The sequence below is a fragment of the Arcicella sp. GW822-FHT02H01 genome, from assembly GCF_058802005.1.
Genome location: NZ_JBXANT010000001.1, coordinates 1160827 through 1186921 on the forward strand (window position 1 = coordinate 1160827; position 26095 = coordinate 1186921).

At 35.8% G+C, this 26095-nt stretch carries 28 protein-coding genes; 8 read left to right on the top strand and 20 right to left on the bottom strand.

Annotation, left to right across the window (positions count from 1 at the left end; translation table 11 throughout):
- The first annotated feature begins 304 nt into the window (after positions 1 to 304).
- Positions 305 to 1618 carry a gluconate:H+ symporter gene (locus tag AC1RNE_RS04985; protein WP_492799928.1) on the top strand — a complete coding sequence of 438 codons (1314 nt, stop codon included), beginning with the start codon at positions 305 to 307 and terminating at the stop codon, positions 1616 to 1618.
- Between the two features lie 48 nt (positions 1619 to 1666).
- Here AC1RNE_RS04985 and AC1RNE_RS04990 read toward each other — a convergent pair whose 3' ends face one another.
- From AC1RNE_RS04990 to AC1RNE_RS05010, 5 genes are all read right to left on the bottom strand, one after another.
- Complete coding sequence (locus AC1RNE_RS04990) at positions 1667 to 2329, bottom strand: MgtC/SapB family protein (RefSeq protein WP_492799929.1); 663 nt, start codon at positions 2327 to 2329, stop codon at positions 1667 to 1669.
- Positions 2322 to 2828 carry a DUF421 domain-containing protein gene (locus tag AC1RNE_RS04995; RefSeq protein ID WP_492799930.1) on the bottom strand — a complete coding sequence of 169 codons (507 nt, stop codon included), beginning with the start codon at positions 2826 to 2828 and terminating at the stop codon, positions 2322 to 2324. Before AC1RNE_RS04995 ends, AC1RNE_RS04990 begins: the two co-directional genes overlap by 8 nt.
- Before the next feature lie 83 nt (positions 2829 to 2911).
- Positions 2912 to 3310 (bottom strand): ExbD/TolR family protein, encoded by a 399-nt coding sequence (locus tag AC1RNE_RS05000; RefSeq protein WP_309920244.1) that lies wholly within the window; start codon positions 3308 to 3310, stop codon positions 2912 to 2914.
- A gap of 53 nt (positions 3311 to 3363) precedes the next feature.
- Entirely contained in the window at positions 3364 to 4083 is a 720-nt protein-coding gene (locus tag AC1RNE_RS05005) for a MotA/TolQ/ExbB proton channel family protein (protein ID WP_309920246.1), read from the bottom strand.
- Positions 4084 to 4317: 234 nt separating this feature from the next.
- A complete protein-coding gene (locus AC1RNE_RS05010; protein WP_492799931.1) occupies positions 4318 to 5253 on the bottom strand; it encodes a Ppx/GppA phosphatase family protein in 936 nt (311 codons plus the stop codon).
- A 76-nt stretch (positions 5254 to 5329) separates the two neighbouring features.
- Between AC1RNE_RS05010 and AC1RNE_RS05015 the strand changes: the two genes are divergently transcribed.
- The gene (locus tag AC1RNE_RS05015; RefSeq protein WP_492799932.1) at positions 5330 to 6358 is read left to right on the top strand and encodes an SDR family NAD(P)-dependent oxidoreductase; all 1029 of its coding nucleotides are present in this window, start codon (positions 5330 to 5332) and stop codon (positions 6356 to 6358) included.
- Positions 6359 to 6615: 257 nt separating this feature from the next.
- Entirely contained in the window at positions 6616 to 8019 is a 1404-nt protein-coding gene (locus AC1RNE_RS05020; RefSeq protein WP_492799933.1) for a tetratricopeptide repeat protein, read from the top strand.
- Between the two features lie 70 nt (positions 8020 to 8089).
- Here AC1RNE_RS05020 and AC1RNE_RS05025 read toward each other — a convergent pair whose 3' ends face one another.
- The 6 genes from AC1RNE_RS05025 to sufC all read right to left on the bottom strand — a co-directional run bounded on the left by AC1RNE_RS05025 (position 8090) and on the right by sufC (position 12954).
- On the bottom strand, positions 8090 to 8506 hold the full coding sequence (locus AC1RNE_RS05025) for a BrxA/BrxB family bacilliredoxin (RefSeq protein WP_309920256.1): 417 nt from the start codon (positions 8504 to 8506) through the stop codon (positions 8090 to 8092).
- Between the two features lie 143 nt (positions 8507 to 8649).
- On the bottom strand, positions 8650 to 8961 hold the full coding sequence (locus tag AC1RNE_RS05030) for a DUF59 domain-containing protein (protein WP_309920258.1): 312 nt from the start codon (positions 8959 to 8961) through the stop codon (positions 8650 to 8652).
- A gap of 47 nt (positions 8962 to 9008) precedes the next feature.
- Entirely contained in the window at positions 9009 to 9428 is a 420-nt protein-coding gene (locus AC1RNE_RS05035) for a SufE family protein (protein ID WP_492799934.1), read from the bottom strand.
- Positions 9429 to 9474: 46 nt separating this feature from the next.
- Positions 9475 to 10707, bottom strand: coding sequence for a SufS family cysteine desulfurase (locus tag AC1RNE_RS05040; RefSeq protein ID WP_492799935.1), 1233 nt, complete (start codon positions 10705 to 10707; stop codon positions 9475 to 9477).
- 92 nt (positions 10708 to 10799) lie between these two features.
- A complete protein-coding gene (gene sufD / locus AC1RNE_RS05045) occupies positions 10800 to 12116 on the bottom strand; it encodes a Fe-S cluster assembly protein SufD (RefSeq protein ID WP_492799936.1) in 1317 nt (438 codons plus the stop codon).
- Between the two features lie 61 nt (positions 12117 to 12177).
- Positions 12178 to 12954, bottom strand: a complete 777-nt coding sequence (gene sufC, locus AC1RNE_RS05050; RefSeq protein ID WP_309920269.1) for a Fe-S cluster assembly ATPase SufC — start codon at positions 12952 to 12954, stop codon at positions 12178 to 12180.
- A 402-nt stretch (positions 12955 to 13356) separates the two neighbouring features.
- On the opposite strand from sufC, the gene AC1RNE_RS05055 reads away from it, so the two are divergent.
- From AC1RNE_RS05055 to AC1RNE_RS05070, 4 genes are all read left to right on the top strand, one after another.
- Positions 13357 to 14802, top strand: a complete 1446-nt coding sequence (locus AC1RNE_RS05055; RefSeq protein WP_492799937.1) for an arginine deiminase family protein — start codon at positions 13357 to 13359, stop codon at positions 14800 to 14802.
- Between the two features lie 12 nt (positions 14803 to 14814).
- The gene (gene ctlX, locus AC1RNE_RS05060) at positions 14815 to 15744 is read left to right on the top strand and encodes a citrulline utilization hydrolase CtlX (protein WP_492799938.1); all 930 of its coding nucleotides are present in this window, start codon (positions 14815 to 14817) and stop codon (positions 15742 to 15744) included.
- A gap of 107 nt (positions 15745 to 15851) precedes the next feature.
- Positions 15852 to 16178 (top strand): HesB/IscA family protein, encoded by a 327-nt coding sequence (locus AC1RNE_RS05065; protein WP_184131079.1) that lies wholly within the window; start codon positions 15852 to 15854, stop codon positions 16176 to 16178.
- Positions 16179 to 16344: 166 nt separating this feature from the next.
- A complete protein-coding gene (locus AC1RNE_RS05070) occupies positions 16345 to 17349 on the top strand; it encodes a beta-ketoacyl-ACP synthase III (protein ID WP_492799939.1) in 1005 nt (334 codons plus the stop codon).
- Between the two features lie 247 nt (positions 17350 to 17596).
- Here AC1RNE_RS05070 and AC1RNE_RS05075 read toward each other — a convergent pair whose 3' ends face one another.
- From AC1RNE_RS05075 to AC1RNE_RS05090, 4 genes are all read right to left on the bottom strand, one after another.
- Positions 17597 to 18577, bottom strand: coding sequence for a UDP-glucuronic acid decarboxylase family protein (locus tag AC1RNE_RS05075; protein ID WP_492799940.1), 981 nt, complete (start codon positions 18575 to 18577; stop codon positions 17597 to 17599).
- 101 nt (positions 18578 to 18678) lie between these two features.
- Positions 18679 to 19992: a UDP-glucose dehydrogenase family protein gene (locus AC1RNE_RS05080; RefSeq protein ID WP_492799941.1), complete on the bottom strand. Its 1314-nt coding sequence runs from the start codon at positions 19990 to 19992 to the stop codon at positions 18679 to 18681.
- A 103-nt stretch (positions 19993 to 20095) separates the two neighbouring features.
- Complete coding sequence (pafA, locus tag AC1RNE_RS05085) at positions 20096 to 21748, bottom strand: alkaline phosphatase PafA (RefSeq protein WP_492799942.1); 1653 nt, start codon at positions 21746 to 21748, stop codon at positions 20096 to 20098.
- Positions 21749 to 21813: 65 nt separating this feature from the next.
- Positions 21814 to 22164 carry a type I restriction enzyme HsdR N-terminal domain-containing protein gene (locus AC1RNE_RS05090; RefSeq protein ID WP_492799943.1) on the bottom strand — a complete coding sequence of 117 codons (351 nt, stop codon included), beginning with the start codon at positions 22162 to 22164 and terminating at the stop codon, positions 21814 to 21816.
- A gap of 194 nt (positions 22165 to 22358) precedes the next feature.
- Here AC1RNE_RS05090 and AC1RNE_RS05095 point away from each other — a divergent pair, with 194 nt between their 5' ends.
- Positions 22359 to 23132, top strand: a complete 774-nt coding sequence (locus AC1RNE_RS05095) for an AMP nucleosidase (RefSeq protein ID WP_492799944.1) — start codon at positions 22359 to 22361, stop codon at positions 23130 to 23132.
- A gap of 125 nt (positions 23133 to 23257) precedes the next feature.
- Here AC1RNE_RS05095 and AC1RNE_RS05100 read toward each other — a convergent pair whose 3' ends face one another.
- The 5 genes from AC1RNE_RS05100 to AC1RNE_RS05120 all read right to left on the bottom strand — a co-directional run bounded on the left by AC1RNE_RS05100 (position 23258) and on the right by AC1RNE_RS05120 (position 26088).
- Positions 23258 to 24280, bottom strand: coding sequence for a quinone oxidoreductase family protein (locus AC1RNE_RS05100; protein ID WP_492799945.1), 1023 nt, complete (start codon positions 24278 to 24280; stop codon positions 23258 to 23260).
- 173 nt (positions 24281 to 24453) lie between these two features.
- Entirely contained in the window at positions 24454 to 24675 is a 222-nt protein-coding gene (locus AC1RNE_RS05105; protein ID WP_492799946.1) for a hypothetical protein, read from the bottom strand.
- Positions 24676 to 24691: 16 nt separating this feature from the next.
- Positions 24692 to 25105 (bottom strand): DUF1801 domain-containing protein, encoded by a 414-nt coding sequence (locus AC1RNE_RS05110; protein ID WP_492799947.1) that lies wholly within the window; start codon positions 25103 to 25105, stop codon positions 24692 to 24694.
- A gap of 76 nt (positions 25106 to 25181) precedes the next feature.
- Positions 25182 to 25565: an iron chaperone gene (locus AC1RNE_RS05115; RefSeq protein WP_492799948.1), complete on the bottom strand. Its 384-nt coding sequence runs from the start codon at positions 25563 to 25565 to the stop codon at positions 25182 to 25184.
- Positions 25552 to 26088, bottom strand: coding sequence for an SRPBCC family protein (locus tag AC1RNE_RS05120; protein ID WP_492799949.1), 537 nt, complete (start codon positions 26086 to 26088; stop codon positions 25552 to 25554). Before AC1RNE_RS05120 ends, AC1RNE_RS05115 begins: the two co-directional genes overlap by 14 nt.
- Positions 26089 to 26095 lie beyond the last annotated feature (7 nt).

Here is a 26095-nt window from a genome sequence, read left to right on the forward strand (position 1 = left end):
CTCAAAATACTACTCAATCTTAAAATTTTCACAATTCATTATTTTGTTTTAATTATATTTACCTTATTCATAAAGGTTATATCTTTAAAACACTAAGTATAGAAAACAGCAAATATCCTTTTGATAAAAATGTTTTAGCCTACTTACATAGGGCGTTTAAGGAAAAAAGAGTCTTAGTTTTAATTTTCTAAGTGAGAATATAACCAAATACTGATTTTAAAAAAATTATCTCAAAAAAGGATAAACCATACATGGCAAATGTTTAGGTTTAACCTATTATTTATCTTATCCAATTAATCAAACTATGACATTATTTATTATTTTCTTGTGTATCGGACTTTTGGTACTTCTCATTACTTGGGGAAAACTCAATCCCTTTCTCGCTTTCTTAATTGTTTCTATTATTGCAGGCATCACAACTGGTATTCCACTAAGTAGTATCGGAAAATCTTTACAAAAAGGTGTGGGCGATATGCTAGGCTCATTGATTATGGTCATTGCTTTAGGGGCAATGTTAGGAAAAATTGTTGCCGAAAGTGGCGCCGCTCAGAAAATTGCTTCCGTAATGATGAATATTTTCGGAAGAAAATATATTCAATGGGGGTTGGTTTGTACAGGCTTCATTATCGGGATTCCATTATTTTATAATGTAGGCTTTGTATTGATGATTCCCTTAATCTTTTCTGTGGTTAATCAATATAAGTTACCTGCGGTGTATATTGGTTTACCGATGTTAGCTTCATTATCGGTTGCTCATGGCTTTTTACCTCCACACCCCTCTCCTGCTGCCTTGGTTGCTCAGTTTAATGCAGATATGGGGCTTACCTTGGTTTACGGTATCATCATCGCCATTCCAACGATTATTATTGCAGGGCCTATTTTCTCTTTGACATTGAAAAAAATCCCTTCAACACCTTTAGAGACTTTCCAAAGCAAAACCCTTCCTGAAGACCAATTACCAAGTACTTTAAATAGCTTTTTGACTTCACTTTTACCAGTAATCTTATTAGCCTCTACAACATTGCTATCTACCTTCTGGCAAGGTAGTGAATCAATGAAAGCATTCGGTGTATTTATTGCCGACCCTTCTATCGTAATGCTTATTTCAGTTTTGGTAGCCACTTTTACCTTGGGTAGAAAAATGGGGACTTCTATGAAGACCATTATGTTTATCTATACAGAAGCCGTAAAAGATGTATCGATGATTGTACTGATTATTGGCGGAGCTGGTGCTTTAAAGCAAATTTTGATAGATGGTGGGGTAAGTAATGAAATTGCCGTTATTCTAAAAACATTGCCATTGAATCCATTGATTTTAGGTTGGTTAGTAGCAGCTATCATTAGGGTTTGTTTAGGCTCTGCAACCGTAGCAGGACTAACAACTGCGGGAATTATGGCTCCTTTGGTGGCTCAATCAGGTGTAAACCCTAATCTAATGGTGTTATCAATTGGTGTGGGTAGTTTGATGTTCTCGCACGTTAATGACCCAGGCTTCTGGTTATTTAAAGAATATTTCAACTTGAGCATCAAAAATACAATTAAGTCTTGGTCTATGATGGAAAGTATCGTTGCCGTTGTAGGCTTGGTTGGTGTATTAATTCTCAATGCTATCATTTAATTATCTCCTTACTGGTATTAACAATAAAACTTGTTGATACCAGTAACATTAAAATTCCAGTTCTTTAATCGAAGCATCAGCCATCAACCTTTTTACCAACTTAGCGTGCTTAGTAGAACGCCCTCTGACAGACCAATTACTGATTAAAATATTGTTGCGGATAATCTGTTTTTCTCTTTTAGCAATCAAGTCACAATCTTCAAAAATAGTTTCTAATCTGTTAAAAGCATCAGGGGTATAATCGCAAATGATTCGATAAGCGTGTGTGCGACCATATCTTTCCATGATGACTTCTAACTTCACGAAAAGTCCAAGTACTACATATACTACACTGGTTCCTAAGAAAGACAACAATATGTGTCCATCGCCAATAGCCATTCCTAAAGAGGCAGTTACCCAAATGATTGTTGCCGTAGTAAGACCTTTTACACGGTCGTCCATTTTAAAAATGACTCCCGCTCCCAAAAAACCTATCCCTGTTACTACATTGGCAGCAATACGGTCTGGAGAAGCACCTATGCCCATTTTCTCTGATAAAATTGTAAAAATGGTACAGCCTACCGAAATCAAGGTAAAAGTTCTTAATCCAGCAGATTTACTTCTATATTCTCGTTCAAGACCAATCAAAGCTCCTACTCCAGTAGAGGCTAATATCTTAATGAAATCATCATTGTAAAAAATGTGTTGAAGTAAAATTTCTATATCATTCATTTTTTGATAACATTTTATGCCCTTTCCTTTTTTTAGAGGTCTTATTTTTATAGTCGTTTGATAACACACTAATATTCCCATCTACTTCTAGGATGGCTAAATCTACCTTGTCTATATGTTCGACACCATGTTCACGAATAGCAGCATTCAGTTCGTCTAAAGACAGACCCGACTTATCTAAAGACTCTTCTTTTATCTTTCCCTGATAAACTAACATTAGTGGTTCACCCTGAATTAATCTGCTGATAGCCTCGTGTTTGAACATTACTTTTTTCAAGACAAAGTTCATCACAAATAGGCCTCCTGCGGCAGCAAAGCCTCCTAGCAGAGAGGTATCGTCTCCGACCATCGCATTTTGAACGGCATTAGAAATTAGCAAGATAAAGACTAAATCAATTACGGATAATTGAGAAAGTTCTTTTTTACCAAACAAACGAATAGCCGCTACGATAAACACGTAAACGGCTATTGATTTTAAGGAAATAATAAGAAAATTCATTGTGAAATAGGGCAAGCTGTCAGCTTTGAGCCTTTAATTAATATCATCTAGTACAATAAATATCTCTTAATAAGTTGTTTCATTTATAACTTATCGGTTGCCATTACCATTCCAAGGTTCAAGCGGGCTACAATATCATGGATTTTTGTCAAATCCTGAACTGTTCTATCTTTGGCAATCCTTAAAATTACGGTTTCAGAGCCTTTCTTTTTGGCTTCGTCACCAAGGTATGTTTCCAGTTCTTCAAAAGGAACGGGGTTATCATCTACAAAATAATTGTTGTTTTCATCAACTGTCAATCTGATATTTTCTTTCGTTGCCGTTTGTTGGGCGGTTGACGATTCTGGCAATAACAACTTGATGGCATCTGGACTAGCCAAGGTTGAAATCATCAAGAAGAACATCATCAAGAAAAAAAGTATATCTGCTAATGCGCCAGTTTCTACTTCAGATTGTTCACGAGTACGTTTTCTTATATTCATATATTTTCAACAATGAAGAATGAATGCTTAATTTTTGCAATCAGCCATTAAAATTATTTAGTTGATGCTGGTTTATGCAAAATGTCTAAGAAATCAATCGCTGTAACTTCCATTTTATTCACAGCACGATCAATCATCGTAGTAAGAATGGTATAGAAAAAGTAAGCGATAATACCCACCATCAAACCTGTTGCTGAAGTAACCATTTTCTCGTAAATACCACTTGCAATCGTGCTAATGTCAATTTTGTTGGCTACTGAAATATTATGGAAAGTACGAATCATCCCTGAAACAGTACCTAAGAAACCAAACATAGGGGCGATTTTAGCAATGGCTGAAAGAAATCCAAGGTTTTTTTCCATGTTATAAATCTCTACTCTTGCCGTATTTTCAATGGCTGTTTCTATATCACGAATAGGCGAGCCTAAACGGTTCAATCCTTTTTCTAATAATCTTGCAATCGGGAATTGTGAGTTTTTACAATAAGCAATAGCCCCTTGTACATTACCTACATACAACATTTCACGGATTGAAAACAAAAAGTTATTATCAAGTTTGGCAGTTTTACGGATATAGAAATATCTTTCCAAAAATAAAAATAAGGCAATAGCAAACAATATAAAAATTGGAATCATTACCCAACCTCCTTTTTCCAAGAGGTTCAAAATATTCATTTCTTGGTCAGCTTTTGTCGCTCCATTAGCAAGCGAAGTAGTTACAGAGTCTGGAGAAATAACGTTAGTTTGCAATAGGATACTTAGAAAGATCTGCATAGCTTTTACGGATTACGAAGAGTCAAGTTTAAAATTTGAGCTTGAATCGTTGAAAAAAAATGTTGGAGATTAATTAATTTTTAACAAGTTTAACGAAAAAAAATGATTTATGTGATATGCCTTATCTGAAAATTATTGGCTGTTCGATAGCTTATAAAAACCTAAAATTCTCAGTATTAAAACATTATACAACTGTATATTAGCTGGTAGCTGTCTCAGATTTTTTCTTTAAAATTAGTGAAGTGCAAGCTGTTTGCTCAGTATTCCCTCCTTTAACGCAAAGTTCGATACTTTTATTTGATGAATATCATAACGTTTTAATACAAACTCTATCAAACAAACTGCCACTACAATCATATCTACCCGAAGCTCAATCATTCCAGCCAGTGCCATTCTTTCGGCATGATTAGCCGAAACTATTTTCAAGAATGAATCGTAAAATTCGGCAATGGGCAATTCAAAAGAAACCTGTTCTGTGGGTGGCAAATGCCCAAAGGTCTTCATGAAATATAAGTCAACGAGGGTTTCAAACGACCCTGCCGAGCCAATGACACAAATCGGAGCGTATTGATGCACAGCATTGGTCAATGGCAATAATTTTTCTTCTAAATATTGCTTCAATAATTGTACTGAACGCGGTGTGATAGGGTCTGAAAGGAAAAACTTATCCATCAATCTTTGTCCGCCTATTTCAAAACTCTGTTTCCAAAAAACCCTGTCATGATTACAAATAATAAATTCAACCGAACCACCGCCAATATCCATAATCAAGGAAGTTTCCTTCCCAATTTGAATCCCTAACTTTACTCCTTCATAAATCAAGGCGGCCTCTTCTTCTCCAGAAATCACATTGATGCTGATGCCAGTTTCTGTAAATATTTCTTTGCAAAACTCTTCTCCATTCCTAGCATTACGAACAGCGCTAGTAGCCGTAGCAAAAATATTTTCAGTTGTTACTTCTTCATGTGTTAGTTTTTCTTGAAAATACTTTAATGCTACGATGGCTCTTTCAATACCTTCTGGTGTAATGATACCTGATGAAATACCTCCTAAGCCAATTTTAGCAGCATAACTGTCTTCATGTATTTTTTGGTAAGAACTGCCTTCTTGGGCTACAATCAGTAGCTGAAAAGTATTTGTCCCTAAATCTATAAACGCTTTCTTTATCACTTTGTAATTGATTCTGATGATTTGGATTTACCTTTGTAACACAAATGTACATGAATGTTTTTATGTTAAAATTATTGTGATTCAAGAACCTAAAAATATCCTAATCACTGGCATTACTGGCTTGGTGGGTAGTTTTGTAGCTAAGCGATTCTTAGAAGCTGGCTATCAAGTAATTGGCTTAAAAAGAAGTACAAGCGACTTATCACTCATCAAAGAAATAGCTTCTAAAATCACTTGGAAAGATGGTGATATTTTGGATGTAATGTTTTTGGATGAATTAATGCGAGAAGTTGATTTGGTTGTACATGCGGCGGCTATTGTATCTTTTGCACCCAAAGACCGCGACATTATGTTTAAAACCAATATTGAAGGTACGGCCAATATTGTGAATAGTTGTATTACGCATGGTGTAGCAAAAATATGTTTCGTTAGTTCAGTAGCAGCTTTAGGCAGAAAAATACCCGTTGAAGCCAAGCATGAGTCTATCATCACGATTGATGAAAAAGCAACTTGGGAAGAAAGTCCGCTGAATTCTAATTATGCTAAATCTAAATACTTGGCTGAGATGGAAGTCTGGCGAGGTTTTTCGGAAGGTTTGGCATCAGTGATTGTAAATCCTTCACTGATTTTAGGAGAAGCCGACTGGGGTAAAAGTAGTACGCAATTATTCAAATATGCGCATGAAGAACACTCTTTCTATCCTAAAGGTACCCTAAATTACGTAGATATAGTAGATGTAACAGAGAGTATTTTTCAGTTGATGACTTCAGATATTTCTGGAGAAAGGTTTATTTTAAACAGTGGTTATGTTTCCTACAAAGATTTCTTTGAAAAAGTAGCCACATTACTCAATAAAAAGCCTCCTAGAAAGTTAATAAGTAAATTTTTAACTGCTATTATTTGGCGGGTAGAAGCAGTAAGAAGCTATTTTACAGGAAAGGCTCCGTTAATTACCAAAGAAACGGTTTTGACGTCAAGTCATCACTTTTATTATGCCAATGATAAAGTAAAAAATCAATTAGGTTTGAAATTCAATGACTTGGATGAAACCTTAAACCGTATTTGTTTTGTTTTAAAAGCTAAATACATAGATAATACTAAATAGTTGTTTAATTAATAGTGTAGTAACAATGCTAGAAAGTATCATAAAAATGTTTTATAAAAAGCTAAAATTATCCTAGGATACATGCTGGCTAAATATTGAAACTGAGATGAATGTTACTATTTCAATTTTGGTAAATTAAAAGTTTTTTTATTATCTTAGCAATAAAGAGAGTTTGGCATAACCTAAAACATTTATCAATAATGTTGATAAATATTTTTCCAGCCACTGATAAACATCACCTCACCCCCTGCAATCAAATGATGGAACAAGATTTTGAAGACCGCCAAGAAGAGACACTGCATTCAGTGAGGCGTTTTGAGTCTATGCTCAAACGTAGGGAGAATTCTTTCTTTGACCTTGATACTTACGAGCAAATCGTAGAGCATTATATGGAAGAAGGTAAGATAGAAGATGCCATGCAAGCCTGTGACATTGCCCTTGAACAATATCCATATTCCTTAGAATTGATGCTCTGTAAGGCAGAACTACTAGCCAACCAAGGCAAGCATGATGAGGCCTTGGAAGTAATAACGCAAGCTGAGATTTTCAATCCTTCGGATAGCGATACCATTTACCTGAAGAGTACTATTTATAACCTGAAAGGTGATTACCAAACTGCCATAGAACTCTTAACTGAGATTTTGGACATTGCCGAAGAGCGAGACGAAGTATATTTCCATATCGGCTTGGCTTATCAAAGCTGGGGTAAACATCATAATGCTGTAGCAGCTTTTAAGCAAGCTATTGAAGCCAACATCAAGAATGAAAATGCGCTATATGAACTAGCCAATAGTTTGGACGAGATTGGTAAATTAGAAGAATCGCTACCTTACTATCAGCAGTTTATTGATACAGACCCATTCTCTGAAAATGCTTGGTACAATATCGGAATCGCTTATTCTAAGCTTGCTAAGTTTGAAGAAGCAGCCGATGCTTATGAATATGCTATTGCAATCAATGACAAATTTTCATCTGCTTATTTCAATCTAGGAAATTCGTACATGAATTTGAGCAATTGGCAAAAAGCTGAAGAGAATTATCGTTATTGTCTGGAACATGAAGACATCAGTCCCGAAGTGTATTGTTGCTTAGGGGCTAGTATTGAACGTCAGGAACGATTTTCAGAAGCCATACACTATTACAAATATGCTATCCAGCTTGATGCTGAATGGGATGATGGGTATTTTGGTGTAGGCATTTGCTTGTGCGAAATGAAAAGATGGATAGAGGCTATTCATTTTATCAAAAAAGCATTGAGCCTTGATGACCAAAATGCTTATTACTGGTTAGCTTTGGCTGATGCTGAGACAAACTTAGGAAATATAACTTCTGGGATGGAAGCCTATCAAAAATCAGCTGAGTTAGAGCCTATTAATCCAGAAGCATGGATTAAATGGTCGGCATTGGTTCATGAACAAGGTGATTTTGATTTAGCGGCTGAACTAATGGTATCTGCTATTGATATTATGCCCGAAGAAGCCGAATTGTATTATAGAGCATCCATCTATTTAATTAAGGCAGGAAAATATCAAGAAGCCTTTAATTATTTAGAAACAGCTTTGGTACTTAGCTATGAAGGGCATGAATTAATGTTTGAATATTTCAAAAGTTTAGAAACGCAAAAAACAATATTCAGGATTATTGAGCAATACAAAAAATAAACAGCTAATCAACAAAAAAGCAGGCTTTCAATAGTTGAAAGCCTGCTTTTTTGTTGGAAAGTATCTGATACTATGCACAAAATTCGTCAAAAACCATTTCCAAATGTCCTGCAATCATTTCAGCTGAACGACCTTCGATGTGATGACGTTCTACAAAATGAACCAATTCGCCATCTTTAAACAATGCTACTGATGGAGAAGATGGAGGATAAGGTAAATGATACTCACGAACTTTTTGAGTTGCTTCTTGGTCAACACCTGCAAAAACAGTCACTAAATGTTCTGGTTTTTTAGCAGAGTTCCAAACAGCTTCTTTTACACCTGGACGAGCAGTACGAGCTGAACAACCACAAACCGAGTTGATAAACACCAACGTCGTTCCTTTTTCAGCCAATACTTGATCAACTTCTGTAGCTGATTTTAATTCTGTAAATCCTCCTTCTACGATGTCAGCACGCATTGGAGCTACTAAATGTTCTGGGTACATAATATAAAGTTTGAAAATTTGAAAAATAGTCAATTTGAAAATTGTCCTTCAAAGAAACACTTCAAATATGATTTTGTCTTGTAATAAAAAAATATACCTAATGATTAATAATCATTAGTGGGGCAATCTGATTCAAAACACAATTACATAAAACCGAGTTCCAATTTGGCCGACTCAGACATCATGTCTTGTGAATATGGGGGGTCAAAAGTTAATTCAACACTTACATCTGTTACCCCTTCAATCTCACGAATTTTCTGCTCGATTTCAACAGGAATCGCTTCAGCCGATGGGCATGAAGGTGATGTTAAAGTCATCAAAATATAAATGTTGTTTACTGGAAAAATTTTAATATCGTAAATCAATCCTAGTTCATATACATCCACAGGAATTTCTGGGTCATATACGCCCTTTAATGCTCTGATTACCTCTTCTTTTAAATCTACTTCCGACATGATTTCTATCAATGATTATGAATTTCTACTATTTATTTTCTGAAAAACTAAGCCTTCAATCCGTAGGCAATAGCATAATTTTTCATTTGCTTTACCATTGAAGCCAACCCATTTGAACGGGTTTGAGCTAAATGCGAAGTCATTCCAATTTTATCAATAAAATACAAATTAGCAGCAGTAATTTCTTCGGGGGTATGGCCAGATAATACTCTGATTAACATATTCACCAACCCTTTTACGATAATTGCTTCAGAATCTGCTTCAAACAATAATTTATTATCTTCAAGTTTAGCATTCAGCCAAACCCTACTTTGGCAACCCTTGATGATATTATCTTCTGTTTTTTGCTCTTCTGGCAAACCTTTTAACTTTTTACCCAAATCAATGATGTATTCGTATTTATCTGCCCAATCGTCAAAAAGTGCAAACTCATCAATGATTTCGTCTTGTGTTTCGTTGATAGTCATAAATTATTTTGAATAATTTGTAAATCAGCTAATCCTCGTTTACAAACTACAATAACATTTTCTTTACTCGATGAATACCTGCCACTAATCTATCAATCTCCTCTATCGTGTTATAAACGGCAAAAGAGGCTCTTGAAGTTCCAAGTAAATTAAATCTTTGCATCAAAGGTTGTGTACAGTGATGTCCCGTTCTTACGGCTATTCCTTGGTTATCAAGCAATACACCGATATCTTGGTGATGTATGCCATCAATCACAAAGCTCAATACAGATACTTTTTTCTTAGCTTGACCGATGATTCTCAATCCTTCAATCTCAGATAATTGCTCGGTTGCATAGCTCAACAGCATATCTTCATGTGCTGCGATGTTCTCTCTTCCAAGCGCATTTGCATATTCTAATGCTGTTTTTAACGCTACTACATCTGCAATATTAGGCGTACCAGCTTCAAACTTATAAGGCAATTCGTTATAAGTAGTTTTTTCGAAGGTAACATCCTTTATCATTTCACCACCACCCATGTATGGAGGCATAGCATTCAACAATTCTTTTTTGCCATACAAAGCACCCATACCAGTTGGCCCGTATAATTTATGCGCCGAAAACGCATAAAAATCAGCATCCAAATCCTGCACATCTATGTTAAAGTGTGAGGTAGCCTGAGCGCCATCAATTAATACTTTAGCACCATATTCGTGGGCTAAAGCAATAATTTCTTTTACAGGATTGATTGTTCCCAATGAATTAGACACGTGGTTTACCGCTACTAATTTTACTTTCTCTGAAAGTAAGTTTTCATAGGCTTCCATATCTAATTCACCTTGTTCTGTTACAGGAATTACTTTTAGTATTATTCCTTTTTCTTCACAAAGCATCTGCCAAGGCACAATATTGGAATGATGTTCCATGCCCGACACAATAATTTCATCGCCTTCTTTGATAAATTTCCTACCAAAAGTACTTGCTACCAAATTGATTCCTTGAGTAGTACCAGACGTAAAAATAATCTCTTCAGTAGAAGACGCACCCAAAAATTCACGAACGGCTTCTCTCGAAGCTTCAAAGTCACGCGTAGCTCTTTCTGCTAGTGTGTGAATCCCTCTGTGAATATTGGCATTATCAAAATTATAATAATGAGCAATGGCATCAATAACGGCTGTTGGCTTTTGCGTAGTAGCGGCGTTATCAAAATAAACCAATTTCTTCCCGTTGATTTCTTGTTCAAGAATAGGGAAATCAGCTCTTATTTTTTGTATATCTAAAATATCGGTCGTTATCATGGTTTCAATGGTGCTTTTTTTGCTTTAGCAAATCATCTTTCTAGCATTTTACATCAACAAGGTTGTCGTAAAATACTGCTCTACTGCGTATATTATCCCTGATAAATCTTATCAATAATCAATTCCTGTAAATACTCTTTAATCGCAGGAATTTGCATTTTATCAATCACTTCCTGAGCAAAAGCCAACATCAATAATGCTCTTGCTGAATCTTTTGAAATACCACGTGCTTGCATATAGAACAAAGCATCTTCGTTCAATTGACCAGTGGTAGTACCATGCGAACATTTTACATCATCAGCCCAGATTTCCAATTGTGGCTTAGTGTTCATCGAAGCATTTTCAGACATTAATACGTTTTTACAAGATTGAAAAGCGTTTGTTTTCTGTGCATCTTCACGAACAAATATTTTACCGTTGAAAACGCCCACTGAATTGTCTTTTAAAATACCTTTATACAATTCGTGCGATTCTGAATTTGGCTTAGCGTGGTCTACAACAGTATGATTATCAATATGCTGTTTTTTGTTTGGAATGTATAAGCCAAACATATTTGCTTCAGCGTATTCACCATCAATTTTAATATTCAAGTTATTACGTACAAAACCACCATTGGCAGTTACTGTATTGGCCGTAAAAACTGATTTACCAGCTTGAAGTACCGATGTAGTACCGATGTGATAAGCTTTATCAGATTCGTTCTGAACTTTGTAATAATGAACGTTTGCTTCTTCTTCTACCACAAATTCAGTTACAGCATTTGTAAACGAAGAATTATCACCTAATGAACGATAAGCTTCTGCAATTTGTACTTGTGAACGTTTGCCTACAACAATCAAATTTCTTGGTTGCGATGCCACATTTACATTACGGGCATCAGCGATGAATCTTAAAATGACAGGTTGTTCTACTATTTTATTAGCAGGAACATGCACAAAAATTCCGTTGTGAGCAAAAGCAGTATTCAATGCCGTGAAAGCATTGCTTGCTGAATCAGAATATTTATTAAAATACTGTTCTACTAATGCAGGCTCTTGTTTAACAGCTTCTGCAAAAGTTAAAATTTGTAATTCTGAACTTGGACTTACAATTGACGAAAGTTCGGCATTGTAAACACCATTTACAAAGTAAAGTATATTACCTTCAAGATTAGGAATAGAAGAATCCGCTACATCTTGCGCTGAAAAATCAGAAGGAGCATTGAATTCAAATGCTTGATTAATCAAGTTTTTGACATTAGAATACTTCCATTCTTCGTGTTTTATCGTCGGAAAACCCAAGGTTTCAAACGTTTTCAAGGCTTCTTGACGAACCTGATGAACAGGAGATTTTGCTTCTCCGTTCATGCGTCCTTCAATGGCTTGAAAGTCTGAAATCAATTGAGCCTTTAATGAATCTTTATTATCCATGTTAATAATTGATATTGATGCAGTATCAGTTGCCCAATACGCAATAAAAATCTCTACTCAATTAAGCGATTGTTTCACCCAATTCTTCAGCATCTACTTCTGCCTTAATCCAGTCGTAACCTCTTTCTTCTAGTTCTAAAGCTAATTCTTTAGTGCCAGACTTCACGATACGTCCTTTGTATAATACGTGAACAAAATCAGGAACGATATAATCTAACAAACGCTGATAGTGAGTAACTACGATAACAGCATTGTCTGGAGATTTCAATTTGTTTACTCCTTCTGCTACGATACGAAGTGCATCAATATCAAGTCCTGAATCTGTTTCATCCAAAATGGCTAATTTAGGTTCAAGTACCGCCATTTGGAAAATTTCATTTTTCTTTTTCTCACCACCAGAAAAACCTTCGTTCAAAGCACGGTTCAACAAAGATTGGTCAATATTTACATAAGCCATTTTCTGTTTGAACATCTTTAAAAACTGTACGGCATCCATTGGTTCTTCACCACGATATTTACGAATTTCGTTAACAGCCGTTTTCAAAAAGTTGGTTGTTGAAACCCCAGGAATTTCAACTGGATATTGGAAAGCCAAGAAAACACCTTCTGCTGCACGTTCTTCAGCTGCTAATTCTAATAAATCTGTTCCGTTAAAATCTACGCTTCCAGCAGTTACTTCGTAATCTTCGCGTCCTGCTAATACTGAAGCTAAAGTACTTTTACCAGAACCGTTTGGTCCCATGATTGCGTGTACTTCTCCCGCTTTAACTTCAAGATTAATTCCTCTGAGGATTTGCTTCTCCCCAATTTTCGCCTGTAAATTGTCTATTTTGAGCATTTTATCTATTAATTTCTAAACCTTGATTGATGGGATACAATTGTTTAGTTAGTTGAATAATTCCTAAATGGAGAAATCAAACACAATTTTCCCAATCACGATACAAAATTAAATATTGTATTTTTTAAATACTACACTTTATTTAGAACAACTCTAAGTAATTGAAAAAAGTTTGGTTAATACTATATTTTTAGCCTCTTATTAAGAATAAAATCTCAAGATGAACTTTAAAATCAAGATGAAGGCTTCAAAACCCATATTATTTTCTAAAAAAATTATTGATTAAAAACAGGGTTTAAATTCAATACGGTATGTTTTCAAAATTACCTTTCAAAACAGGCTTGACATTGCTGAAAAATTATAAGTACTTGCGAGAAATCAGATTTTATTAATCATTTTTTTATGGAAAATCTCATCCAAGTTTCTTCTGAAGTAGGCACACTTAGGCGATTGCTCATTCATAGTCCAGACAGCGGTTTAGGGAAAGTCGTGCCTTCAAAAGCACAAGACTGGCTTTTTGAAGACATTGTGCATTTAGATACGATGCGTCGTCAGGAATATGATTTTTATGTAAAAACCCTACTCTATTTTCTTGACCCTGATAAAATTAAAGGAAAGTTAGCTACTATTGATGCAGATAAAGACCGTAATTTCTTCAAACCCGACCATCCTGATTATTTCAATTCAGATAAAGTAATAGAACTTCAAAAATTATTATCTGATATTTTAGAGGATGACTTAGTAAGGATGAAACTGGTAGCGGCGGCCTGTGCGATAGAGAAAGAATGGTATAGTACGCATGATGAGCTTTACAACCTCCCTCCTATCGAATTAGCGAAAACTTTGATTTCGGGTAGTACGCCATCTGGAGAAATGCTTTTCCCACCTATTCCTAATTTTATTTTTACACGCGATATTGGCATTACCATCAACAATCATATTTTACTGAATCGTCCCAAAAAACAAGCGCGTACCCGCGAGGCCTTACTGGTTCAGTATATCTTTTTCAATCATCCTATTTTTGAGACTGTTCGTAAAAATCTGATAGAAATACCCGATAACGAAACGCTTTTCTTGTTACCTGAATATGAAGCCAACGAAGCACAAACGACGTTGGAAGGTGGCGATGTAATGATGGTCGCAAAAAACCATTTATTGATTGGTATTTCTGAAAGAACGACTGTAAATGCAGCCAAACAAGTCATTAAAATTCTGTTTGAAAAGAAAATAGTCGATAAAATCACATTAGTAAAAATCCCGAACAAACGTGATTATATGCACATTGATACGGTTTTTACGCAAGTAAAACGCAATATGTGGGTATTGTTGGGTTCGTTGGCAAAACCACAATTACAAGCAGAAGATGAGGTGTTGATTAAAGCAGGCTTGTTACCTTCCAAGAAAGCAGAACAAGTACATATTGTTCAGTTCCGTCGTGGAGAGGCACATGAACCTCGTGAAATAGCTAGTTTAGAAGAATTACTCACCGAAATTTCTATTTACGACCTTGGCGTTCAACCATTAGATGTGAAATTTATCTATTCTGGTAATAATGAATTTCCTTTTGGTGCCCGAGAACAATGGACAGACTCTTGTAATTTACTCGCGGTGAAAGAAGGGGTGGTCATTGGTTATGACAGGAATGATAAAACCCTTGAGGCTTTCAGAGAAATGGGGTTTGAAACCATCAAAATGGAGGATTTATTAAATGATTTTGAATCAGGTAAGCGTTTGCCTGAAACGGTTCAAAATACCTTTATTATGCTTCCGTCAGCCGAGTTATCTAGAGCAAGGGGTGGCTCACATTGTATGTCGATGCCCATTTTAAGAAGTGAACTATCATCGTAAATTTATTAAGCCATGCAAAATCAGACTACCGCTCATATTTTAATGATTCGTCCTGTTCGTTTTGGTTTTAATGAACAAACTGCCACATCCAATGCTTTTCAAAACCAAGCTTTTGGCAAAGAAACGCAAGCAACTTCACAAGCAATTGCCCTGAAAGAATTTGACGAAATGGTGGCACAGCTCCGAAAAGCTGGTGTAGATATTATCGTTGTGGAGGATACATCAACCCCACATACGCCTGATTCAATTTTCCCTAATAATTGGATTTCATTTCATAGCGACGGTACGGTTATTTTGTATCCCATGCAGGCTGAAAACAGACGTTTAGAACGCAGAGAGGATATTATCGATAGCCTTCAAGAGAAATTTTATGTAAACAAAAGAATCGATTTATCTTCTTTTGAAGAGGATGATAAATTCTTGGAAGGAACAGGTTCAATGGTACTCGACCGCAAGAATAAGATTGCTTATGCCTGTATTTCGCCGAGAACTAATCAGGATGTATTGTCAGAATTTAGTGCTAAAACGAATTATAAAATAGTGTCCTTTGAGGCTGTAGATGGCAATGGAAAGCAAATTTATCATACCAATGTATTGATGTGTGTAGGCGATATGTTTTCGGTGGTGTGTTTAGATGCTGTCAAAAATTTAGATGAGCGACTTACTTTACGAAATGCCTTGGAGCAACACGGTAAAAGAATGATAGAAATATCGTTGGAACAGATGAACAACTTCGCTGGTAATATGTTGGAAATAAGGAGCGTACAAGGTGATAAAATCTTAGTAATGTCTGACGCAGCTTATTATTCATTAACGCCTAAGCAAATTGCTACACTCGAAGATTACACCACCATTCACCATTTTGACTTATCGATGATAGAAGGGAATGGCGGAGGGTCTGCTCGTTGTATGATGGCAGAAGTACATTTGCCTTTGAAATAAATTGTATTTTATCTAAATATTGGATTCAATACAGCATGCTTTCTATGAACTTTCCGATTAACTTTGCCGTTATAAAGATTAAAATAGGATATAATTTTCATAAAGATATGGTAACCATCACAGAAATAGCAGCCAACAAAATCATAGAATTGCGTCAGAAAGAAGGACTTACGAGCGACTTTAACGTTAGAGTTGCTGTGGAAGGCGGAGGGTGTTCTGGATTAATGTATAATCTTGATTTTGCATCTCAACCGCAAACAACTGATATGGTGTTTGAAGACAAAGGTGTAAAAATCATGGTTGATAAAAAATCAATTTTATACTTAGCAGGTACAGAACTTGACTTTTCAGACGGCTTGAACGGTAAAGGTTTTCAATTCAAAAACCCGAATGCTACCCGTACTTGTGGATGTGGCGAAAGTTTTTCAGTATAATTCTTGTTTAGACTTTTATAACAGAGTGTCATTTAAGGAAAACTTAGGTGACACTTTTTTGTTGGGCATCATATTTGCTTTTATTAAAACATCAATTCATTTTCTGGAAATAATCTAACATTTTCACGAAAATTCATAATTTTGCCTTGCATTTAAAAATTTGTTTATGATTTACTCAAGAATCGTAGGTATCGGACATTACGTACCTGAAAATATTATCAGCAATCAATATTTAGAAACTTTAATGGATACCTCCGACGCTTGGATTACCGAACGCACTGGCATTAAAGAACGTAGATATTTTACAGCTGGCAAAGATACCAATGCTTCAATGGCCACTGAAGCGGCCAAAATAGCCATAGAACGGGCTGGAATTACGCCAGAAGAGATTGATTTTATCGTGTATGCTACCATCACGCCCGATTATTATTTCCCAGGCCCAGGGTTTGTGATGCAAAGAGAATTAGGGATACAAAGTGTGGGAGTGCTGGACATCCGCGACCAATGTTCTGGTTTTATTTATGCCTTATCGACTGCTGATCAATTCATTCGTTCAGGAATGTATAAAAATATCTTGGTGATTGGTGCTGAGGTGCAATCTACTTTCTTGAACCCAACTAATGAAGGCAGAGGAGTTGCTGTAATTTTTGGTGATGGAGCGGGTGCGGTAGTATTACAAGCCACAGAGGATGAAAACCATAGAATACTTTCAACGCATTTGCACGCAGATGGCAGATATGCGGAGGATTTATATGTAAAAGAACCAAGCAGTAGTAGCAGTGGTGGCAGATTTTTTGACAATCTAGTGAATGACAAAAACTCAGGTGATGTTATCATGAACGGCAATGCTGTTTTCAAGCACGCCATTGTGCGTTTTCCAGAAGTAATTCGTGAGACCTTAGATAAAAACGGACTTCAACCAAACGAGATAGATTTATTAGTACCGCATCAAGCTAATTTAAGAATTTCAGAATATGTTCGCCAACAGATGGGTCTTTCGGAAGATAAAGTAATGAACAATATCCAAAAATATGGCAATACTACGGCAGCTTCTATTCCAATAGCCCTTTGTGAGGCATGGGAAACTGGGCGGGTAAAGGATGGAGACTTAATTTGTCTGGCTGCCTTTGGTAGTGGCTTTACTTGGGGTTCAGCTTTAATCAGATGGTAATAAACATGAGTGATCCCAAATTTTCTGATAAAATAGTGAATTTTGGAGGCTTTATAAGTATTATTGTCTTGTCCTTACTTTTCTTTTCTTGATAAAAGAAAAGTAACAAAAGAAAATCAAGAATTCCTAAACTCGCTCCGCTCAAACAGTAGGAATTCGTTGCCTATCAATCATAAAAAAGCGGTCGAAAAATTAATTTCGACCGCTTTTTTATGATTTTAAAATTCGGAATGACTCATGTTTATGCTTATTTCTTTTCGAATTCTCTGTGATTTGCCATTTTGAATAAATCCTCTTTAGATAAAGATTTGAAATATTCATAGGTAATCTTCAAGCCTTCTGAACGACTCACTTTTGGTTCCCAACCTAAGATAGCCTTTGCTTTTGTAATATCTGGTTTACGTTGCTTAGGGTCATCAGTTGGCAATGGTAAAGAGATTAATTTCTGTTCAGTACCTGTCAATTTGATGATTTCTTCACCAAATTCTTTGATAGTGATTTCATCTGGATTACCAATGTTTACTGGCTGTGCATAACTGCTTAGCAACAAACGGTAAATTCCTTCTACTAAATCATCTACGTAACAGAATGCTCTAGTTTGCGAACCATCTCCAAACATTGTCAAATCTTCTCCTCTTAAAGCTTGTCCAATGAATGCAGGCAATACACGTCCATCATTCAGACGCATTCTTGGTCCATAAGTATTGAATATACGTACAATTCTGGTTTCTAAACCATGAAAAGTATGGTATGCCATCGTCATTGCTTCTTGGAAACGCTTAGCTTCGTCATAAACACCACGAGGGCCTACTGGATTCACATTTCCCCAGTATTCTTCTGGTTGTGGGTGAACTGTAGGGTCGCCGTATACTTCCGAAGTAGAAGCAATCAAGACTCTTGCATTCTTTACTCTGGCTAATCCTAAGCAATTATGAATACCCAATGAACCAACTTTTAATGTTTGGATAGGGATTTTCAAATAGTCAATCGGAGAGGCTGGAGAAGCAAAGTGAAGGATATAATCTAATTCACCCGGAACATGGATAAATTTAGAAACATCATGGTGATAAAATTCAAAATTCGGCAATTTGAACAAGTGTTCGATATTCTTCAAATCACCTGTAATCAAATTATCCATGGCTATTACATGGAATCCTTCTTTGATAAATCTATCACAAAGGTGTGAACCCAAAAACCCTGCTCCACCTGTTATTAATACTCGTTTCATATTTTTATATAGTTAGTGATTTGTGAATTAGTGATTGAGTGATTTTATACAAAGCATTAATTTTCTAAAAAATCACTCAATCACAACTCACTCAATCACAATTATTTTACTGTATCTCTACCAATTGAATAGTAAGTATATCCTAATTCTTTCATCTGGTCTAATTCATACAAATTACGACCATCGAAGATTACTTTATCCTTCAACAACACTTCCATTATTTCAAATTCTGGCGTACGGAACTGCGGCCATTCTGTCATAATCAATAACGCATCTACATCTTTGATAGCTTCATAAGGACCTTTGGTGTAAGTAATCGTATCACCAATTACTCCCTTCACATTCTCCATCGCTTCTGGGTCAAAAGCTTTGATGATGGCTCCTTCTGCTAGCAATTCTTTGATATTATACAACGCTGGTGCTTCACGAATATCATCAGTATATGGTTTAAAGGCTAAGCCCCACATCCCAAATACTTTTCCTTTCAAATCTCCACCAAAATGTGCTTTGATATGCGGTATCAATCTTGTCTTTTGGTCTTCATTTACGGTCATTACGGCTTTTAAGATTTGGAAGTCATAGCCCGAGTCTTTTGAAGTTTTCTCTAAAGCCTGAACATCTTTAGGAAAACAGCTTCCGCCATAACCAATTCCTGCGAATAAGAAACGCTTACCAATTCTTGAATCCGTACCGATTCCTCTACGAATATCATCTACGTTTGCTCCTACCATTTCGCATAGGTTAGCAATTTCATTCATAAACGTAATCTTAGTTGCCAAGAATGCATTCGCAGCATATTTGGTCATTTCCGCTGAACGTTCGTCCATGAAAATAACAGGGTTACCTTGGCGTACTAACGGAGCATATAATTTTGTCATTACTGCTTTAGCCTTTTCTGAACTCGTACCGATTACTACACGGTCAGGCTTCATAAAGTCTTCTACAGCAACACCTTCACGTAAGAATTCTGGATTTGACACTACATCAAACAAATCTGCTGAAGCATTTTTAGCAATAGCAGCATGTACTTTCTCTGCTGTTCCTACAGGTACTGTACTTTTATCAATTACAACTACGTATTGGTCTAAAATCGGACCTAAATCATTAGCAACTTTTAAAATGTACTTTAAATCGGCAGAACCATCTTCACCTGGAGGTGTTGGTAATGCTAAGAAAATCACTTTGGCATCTTTGATTCCTTCGGCTAAATCAGTCGTGAATTTCAAACGACCTTCTGCTGTATTCCTATTAAACAAAACATCAAGACCTGGCTCATAAATAGGAATGATACCATTTTTCATCTTTTCAATTTTCTTTGCATCTATGTCTACGCAAACAACCTGATTTCCTGTCTCTGCAAAACAAGTGCCTGTTACTAAGCCTACATATCCAGTTCCGACTACTGCTATCTTCATACGTTTTTGTATTTTTTATTTAGATTGGTAATTTAGTTTATTTTCATCAAATTCTACAAACTAAACTAACTAAAAGTGTGCCATTTTTGTTCAAAAACATTTTTTATTGTTTTACACCCAAAATTACACCTCCAACACTGCCATTAGGTTCAAGAATGCTTAGTATATCTGCTACGGTTGGTGCAATATCAGAAATATTGGTTCTTGTAGTGGTTTCTCCAGCCTTTACACCCCAGCCAAAAAACAATAATGGTACGTGTGTATCGTATCGATAAGGGGTGCCGTGTGTCGTGCCTGTTTTATAGCCACTAAACCAACTTGGGTTTAACACGACTGAAATATCACCACTACGTTTGGTATTGTAGCCATTCTTAATGAATTTCAGCTGATAGTCTGGCAATGTGCTATTCCCGATGTTATGGAAGTCAACAACATCAGCTACTTCATCATGCTTCAACAAAGTTTCTCTTACTACTTCATATACTTGTGAAAATGATAATTTCTTTTCGCTTAATAAAGCATGATTCAAATATAATTGAGAATTGTCCTCTGCTTTTATAAAATCGCCTTCGCCAAAAGCCACTTTCAATGCCGCTTTTATTTCAGTTGTTGCTTTTGAACGCTCATATATCCCCGCAGGTAATTTATTGGCTTGCCAAAACCCCGGAATATCTGCTACACCATGATCTGCACTTAAAAATACTAAATAATTGTTCTTACCAAGTGTTTTATCTAAAGTCGTTAAGATTTCAGCAATATCCTTGTCTAATCTCAAATAAGTATCTTCTGCTTCTATCGAATTGGGTCCGAATGAATGCCCTACGTAATCTGTTGACGAAAAACTAACTGTTAAGAAGTCGGTTTTAGCACCTTTCCCTAGGTTTTCGTTTGCTAACGCTGCCAAAGCAAAATCTTTCGTCAGGGTATTTCCAAAAGGCGTTGTTCTAAGCACTTCTAATAGATTTACACCTGCTCTACCTACTAATTCATGTGGGAAAACTGGACTAGTTTCACCAGCCAATTTACTTTCAAAAGGCTGATTATCGATTGAACTCTCTGTATATTGCTCAATTGGCAAAAGTGTTTTCCAGCCCTCAGCCATGTATTTTAATGGCATTTTTTTAGCATTAAAATCTTTCGCCCATTGTGGTAAATCATTCATATAGAAGGTAGATGTAATCCATGAACCGTCTTTAGAATCAAACCAATAAGCAGCATTGGCTGTATGTCCAGCTGGTAAGATTGCCCCTCTGTCTTTCAATGAAACACCTATCGTTTTTGATTGATATGCATTGGCAATTTTTAATTGGTCGGTAATGGTTGAAACTAATAAGTTTTTCGGAGACATCAATCCTGCTTTAGAGTCCGCTCCTACTGTTTTTACCGTTGAGTCCTCCACGCAATATACTGTACGATTATATTTTTGGTCATACCATTCATTCCCTACGATACCATCAACTGCTGGAACAGAACCTGTAAAAATAGCTGCATGACCTGCCGCTGTAACGGTCGGAGCATAGTCGTAATGGTTGTTTCGACAGTTAAACCCTTCATTCATTAATCTTTTGAAACCACCCGCAGAATATTTATCATAATAGCGATATAAATAGTCATAACGCATCTGGTCTACTACAATACCTACTACTAATTTGGGTTTTGCTAAAGTTGCTGACGTTGTTTGAGTTTTTGGTTTCTGAGCAAAAGAAGCTGTCAGAGCGAAGAAAAGTACAATGGACAAGATATTTTTTGATGCCATGATGAAGGTTTTTTTCACAAAGGTAGTGATGTGAATGATGAATGAAATTATAGAAACATGAAATTTTAGACAAATAAGGGTAAATCTTTTAGAAACTCAAGATTCATATTTTCCCAATCTGTTTTACAACAATGATACACCATTCCGTTAGTAATTGTTAAAAACTCTGCTTTTAATACTTGGTTATACTGCGCTACCTGACTAAAAACTTGTTGACTAAGCGGAATATAGGGCGCTTTGCACTCGATAATCATCTTTAATTTACCGTCTCTTCCAAACACTTGGATATCTGTTCGTTTGAGTAGCGTATTATATTTTAAAGAACTTTCTAATTTGATTAAACTTTTAGGATACTGATAATGGTTGATTAAGAAATGAACGAAGTGCTGGCGAACCCATTCTTCGGGTGTTAGCATAATATATTTGCGTCTGAGGATATCATATATATAGATTTTTTCATCAACTTTCCTTAATTTGTAATCGTATGATGGGATGTTTAGATTTTCCAAGACTGTTGACTGATTTTTTATTTAAAAAAAATAAGGATAATGCAATGCTACAAATAAATTGACTAACCGCTCATTTTTAATCACAAATTAAAACCAAATTTATGAAAACAAAACAAGAAATAGTAGAAAATTGGCTTCCTCGGTATACAGGAATGAAACTGAATGAATTTGGTCAGTATATTTTATTGACTAATTTCAGTAATTATGTAACGATGTTTTCGGAACAATTTTCTGTGGAAATCAGAGGGAAAGATAGACCAATGTTAACTGCTACTGCTAATAACATTACAATTATCAATTTTGGAATGGGTTCACCGATGGCGGCTACCGTGATGGATTTACTTTCAGCCATTGAGCCTAAAGCCGTTTTGTTTTTAGGGAAATGCGGAGGTTTAAAGAAAAACCTTGGCTTGGGAGATTTAATTTTGCCTATCGCTGCTGTACGCGGAGAGGGAACATCTGACGAATATATGCCTAAAGAAGTGCCCGCTTTGCCATCTTTCCGTTTGCAACGTTCAGTTTCATCGATGATTAAAAAACATGAACTAGATTACTGGACAGGCTTGGTATATACTACCAACAGGCGCGTATGGGAACACGATGAAGCTTTTAAACAGTACCTGACTGATATTCGTGCTATGGCAATTGATATGGAAACCGCTACTATTTTTACGGCTGGTTTTGCCAACAAAATTCCTCATGGAGCATTATTATTAGTTTCGGACAATCCAATGACACCCGAAGGTGTAAAAACGGAAGAAAGTGATAAAAAAGTAACTACCAATTTTGTAGAAAAACACTTACAAATTGGCATAGATTCTTTGGTAGAATTAGCAGTCTCTGGTGAATCAGTAAAACATTTAAGGTTTGAGTAAAGGTTTGAGTTTTTGCTGTTGATACAGAAAAATTACCTCCACAAGCGTTTAAAACGCTTGCGGAGATTCTTGACTCAAATCCCCTAAATTTGACAGCCTACTTAATATGCTTTTATTGTGGTTGATTAAGCATTCCACTCATTAATCATTACTAATTTCTTTCCTCTAGTTTCATTCCTCTCCATCATTTCATGTCCTTTTTGAACAGTTTCTACACTCAAATTACCTATGATATTAATATCTATGGGTGAAATAATTTTATCGGTTATTTTATTAAATATTTCCTTTAGTGCATTGCCATAAAATACCGTATCATCGCTATTTCCTGTTAAACTATACGCAAAGTTAGCAACATTAATGATAGTGGTGGCTTTGTCAAATAATGTTTCTCTAGCTTGTTCAGTAGCCAAAAATGTCACATCAACGTATACACCATGAACTTTCAAAAGGTTGGCACATACTTCCGACATTTTGCCTCCTACTAAATCGATGCAATACTCAAATTTACCATTAACGCCCTTTGATTGTATTTTTTTTAAAAAATCTGGCTCATGATAATTGATAATATTATCAGGGTTCAGTCCCAATGAGATTAATTGGTTTTTACTATCTTCATTTCCTGCGGTTGTAATCAATTCATTATTCCCATTTGCTAAAAGAAGTTTTATCAATAGCGTACCTACTCCACCCGCACCGCCACTGATAAACACAGGTTTTTCTTTGGGAATATTTGCTCGCTGAAAACATTGCAGGGCTGTCATACTTATCATTGGCAGGGCAGTTGCTTGAGCAAATGACAATAAGATTGGAGTTTTAGCAACCAACTGTTGAGGAATACTGATAAACTCGGCATAAGTACCATTTGAGGCTAAACTTCCAACATAAGCAGTTACACTATCCCCAATGGCAAATCCAGTGACTTGCTCGCCTATTTGGCTAACAATTCCTGATAATTCACGTCCTAGAATGGCAGATTTCAGCAATTTACTTTCTGTTGCTCCTTGACGCATCTGATAATCAATTGGATTAAACGCTGTAGCCTTAATCTTTACCAAGATATCATTTGAAGTAACTATTGGGGTATCAACCTCGGACAATTCAAAATTATCAATACTTCCAAAACCTTTTAAAACGATTGCTTTCATCATCCAAAGTCAATATTTTCAATGTAATTTAATAATAGATAGTAGTTAAACGGCAATCTTAATTTTGGCGTTCCATGATGATAAAATCCTCAATACATTTTTAAATCAAAAAAGCAACAGAATTAGTTTCTCGGTCGCTTTTTTATGATATTAAAGTTCGGTCAGCACGCAAAAGTTTATTCAATACGCTCGCAGTGATGCCCCATATTGCTTAATATCTCTATGATACTGGTTGAACAAAAACTATGTCCTTGAATTCTTAAAATCTTGTCGCAATCGTCAAGGTCAAAATTAATTTTCAGATGAGGAAATGATATATTCAATAAGTTTAATATCTCCTCTGATGCTCGCTGATTGCTCACACTGGTTTTGAATATTTCTATTGAAATGTAGGTCATCCTTAATAAAAGTTTATTAATCAATTTGGTTTAGCCACGCTTTTATGACTGTTTTCAAAGCGTTTTCTTTCTTTTTTACTTCTTCAATCGTTGTGAATTTAGCAATTTTTCTAGTATCAGCAAACTTTCCTTCCAGTAATGCTGATGAATCATTAATCGTTGAACCCGTCGGAAATACTAATAATACACTATCATTTTTATGCAGATTAAACACCACGATATCTCTTTTATATTCCTTAGGGTCAAACGGTTGCATCTTTCCCGAATAATAAAAGCTTGGTGAGTTCCATTTTATTTGTTCAGCAATTTCCTTGTCGGTCGACAAAACGATTGTTCTTAATAGTTGAACTACTTCTTTCAAAGGATGTTCAAGTGCCTCAAAATATGCTATTACTAGTTCAGCCTCTGAAAGCTTTGGTCTTTTTGCCATCGTCTTACTTAAAGTTTAGCCCTTGTTGATAGAAGCATTCCGTATCGATTATGCCTGCTATTACAACCCTGTAGACTCATTTCTTCGTTACTTTTTCCAGATTTTCTTTTACCCTGAATTGAACAATTTTAGTAATCAAATCATTGGGCAAAGGTTGGTCAAGGGGAAACTGCACTGCTCCTTTTGAGCTTTTATAACCTGCAATTTCTTCTTGAAAATTGCTAATGCCCGAAGATGCCGGATAAAACCCTATGTGATTTTTATAGCCTGCAAAATGCACTACATTCCCTTTCAAATAAAAAGTAGGCATGGCATAACTAATTTTTTCTGTAGCTTCAGGAGCAGCCATGCTGATTGTTTGGCGGATTTCCCTTAAAAGTGCTTGGGTTTCTTCAGGGAAATCCGCAATGTATTCATCAATGTTGTTTACGGCTTTCATGGATGTTTTATTTACTTTCAAGAATCCTTTTTAAGTTACCAAGACTTATGTCAATATCTTTCTCGAGGTTCTTTTCTATACCTATTAATAAAAAAATATTCATAGGATATTTCATTTCGCTACTCGCTCCCCATGTTACTTTTGTTTCATTGGCATCTATCGCCTCAGTAACGAAGGGAGTATTAGCAATTGCTTCAAATGGCTTTTTAAAGCGTACTTCTAAATCCAACCTTTGGTTTTCCTCAATACTCGTTATTTCCTGTTCACCCATTCCCGCTTTTTTGTTCCCTTCCCAAGCATAGATAAAACCAACGGTTCCATCAATTCCAGTAAAGGTTTTTTTCATATTAGGGTCTGTCATTACCCATTTACTGAAAAAGTCTTGGTTTTTGATATGCCTCAAGTAATAAAATACTTCGTCGATGGGTCTATTAATAACAATGGTTCTACTTATTGCATAACCCTTTTTAGTAAATAAGCCGATAATCAACAATAAAGCGATGAAGCCAAAAATGATATACAGAATAATAAACAATATGCTCATGGGGCTA

What these genes read in the sequence shown, in the direction of transcription:
- AC1RNE_RS05100 (WP_492799945.1), bottom strand. Translation starts at nt 24,280, where the DNA reads ATGATGAAAGCAATCGTTTTAAAAGGTTTTGGAAGTATTGATAATTTT.
- AC1RNE_RS05020 (WP_492799933.1), top strand. Translation starts at nt 6,616, where the DNA reads ATGATGGAACAAGATTTTGAAGACCGCCAAGAAGAGACACTGCATTCA.
- AC1RNE_RS05090 (WP_492799943.1), bottom strand. Translation starts at nt 22,164, where the DNA reads ATGCTAACACCCGAAGAATGGGTTCGCCAGCACTTCGTTCATTTCTTA.
- AC1RNE_RS05005 (WP_309920246.1), bottom strand. Translation starts at nt 4,083, where the DNA reads ATGCAGATCTTTCTAAGTATCCTATTGCAAACTAACGTTATTTCTCCA.
- ctlX (WP_492799938.1), top strand. Translation starts at nt 14,815, where the DNA reads ATGCAAAATCAGACTACCGCTCATATTTTAATGATTCGTCCTGTTCGT.
- pafA (WP_492799942.1), bottom strand. Translation starts at nt 21,748, where the DNA reads ATGGCATCAAAAAATATCTTGTCCATTGTACTTTTCTTCGCTCTGACA.
- AC1RNE_RS04990 (WP_492799929.1), bottom strand. Translation starts at nt 2,329, where the DNA reads ATGAATGATATAGAAATTTTACTTCAACACATTTTTTACAATGATGAT.
- AC1RNE_RS04985 (WP_492799928.1), top strand. Translation starts at nt 305, where the DNA reads ATGACATTATTTATTATTTTCTTGTGTATCGGACTTTTGGTACTTCTC.
- AC1RNE_RS05025 (WP_309920256.1), bottom strand. Translation starts at nt 8,506, where the DNA reads ATGTACCCAGAACATTTAGTAGCTCCAATGCGTGCTGACATCGTAGAA.
- sufD (WP_492799936.1), bottom strand. Translation starts at nt 12,116, where the DNA reads ATGGATAATAAAGATTCATTAAAGGCTCAATTGATTTCAGACTTTCAA.
- AC1RNE_RS05055 (WP_492799937.1), top strand. Translation starts at nt 13,357, where the DNA reads ATGGAAAATCTCATCCAAGTTTCTTCTGAAGTAGGCACACTTAGGCGA.
- AC1RNE_RS05095 (WP_492799944.1), top strand. Translation starts at nt 22,359, where the DNA reads ATGAAAACAAAACAAGAAATAGTAGAAAATTGGCTTCCTCGGTATACA.
- AC1RNE_RS05040 (WP_492799935.1), bottom strand. Translation starts at nt 10,707, where the DNA reads ATGATAACGACCGATATTTTAGATATACAAAAAATAAGAGCTGATTTC.
- AC1RNE_RS05110 (WP_492799947.1), bottom strand. Translation starts at nt 25,105, where the DNA reads ATGGCAAAAAGACCAAAGCTTTCAGAGGCTGAACTAGTAATAGCATAT.
- AC1RNE_RS05080 (WP_492799941.1), bottom strand. Translation starts at nt 19,992, where the DNA reads ATGAAGATAGCAGTAGTCGGAACTGGATATGTAGGCTTAGTAACAGGC.
- AC1RNE_RS05065 (WP_184131079.1), top strand. Translation starts at nt 15,852, where the DNA reads ATGGTAACCATCACAGAAATAGCAGCCAACAAAATCATAGAATTGCGT.
- AC1RNE_RS05075 (WP_492799940.1), bottom strand. Translation starts at nt 18,577, where the DNA reads ATGAAACGAGTATTAATAACAGGTGGAGCAGGGTTTTTGGGTTCACAC.
- AC1RNE_RS05000 (WP_309920244.1), bottom strand. Translation starts at nt 3,310, where the DNA reads ATGAATATAAGAAAACGTACTCGTGAACAATCTGAAGTAGAAACTGGC.
- AC1RNE_RS05035 (WP_492799934.1), bottom strand. Translation starts at nt 9,428, where the DNA reads ATGACTATCAACGAAACACAAGACGAAATCATTGATGAGTTTGCACTT.
- sufC (WP_309920269.1), bottom strand. Translation starts at nt 12,954, where the DNA reads ATGCTCAAAATAGACAATTTACAGGCGAAAATTGGGGAGAAGCAAATC.
- AC1RNE_RS05070 (WP_492799939.1), top strand. Translation starts at nt 16,345, where the DNA reads ATGATTTACTCAAGAATCGTAGGTATCGGACATTACGTACCTGAAAAT.
- AC1RNE_RS04995 (WP_492799930.1), bottom strand. Translation starts at nt 2,828, where the DNA reads ATGAATTTTCTTATTATTTCCTTAAAATCAATAGCCGTTTACGTGTTT.
- AC1RNE_RS05030 (WP_309920258.1), bottom strand. Translation starts at nt 8,961, where the DNA reads ATGTCGGAAGTAGATTTAAAAGAAGAGGTAATCAGAGCATTAAAGGGC.
- AC1RNE_RS05120 (WP_492799949.1), bottom strand. Translation starts at nt 26,088, where the DNA reads ATGAGCATATTGTTTATTATTCTGTATATCATTTTTGGCTTCATCGCT.
- AC1RNE_RS05105 (WP_492799946.1), bottom strand. Translation starts at nt 24,675, where the DNA reads ATGACCTACATTTCAATAGAAATATTCAAAACCAGTGTGAGCAATCAG.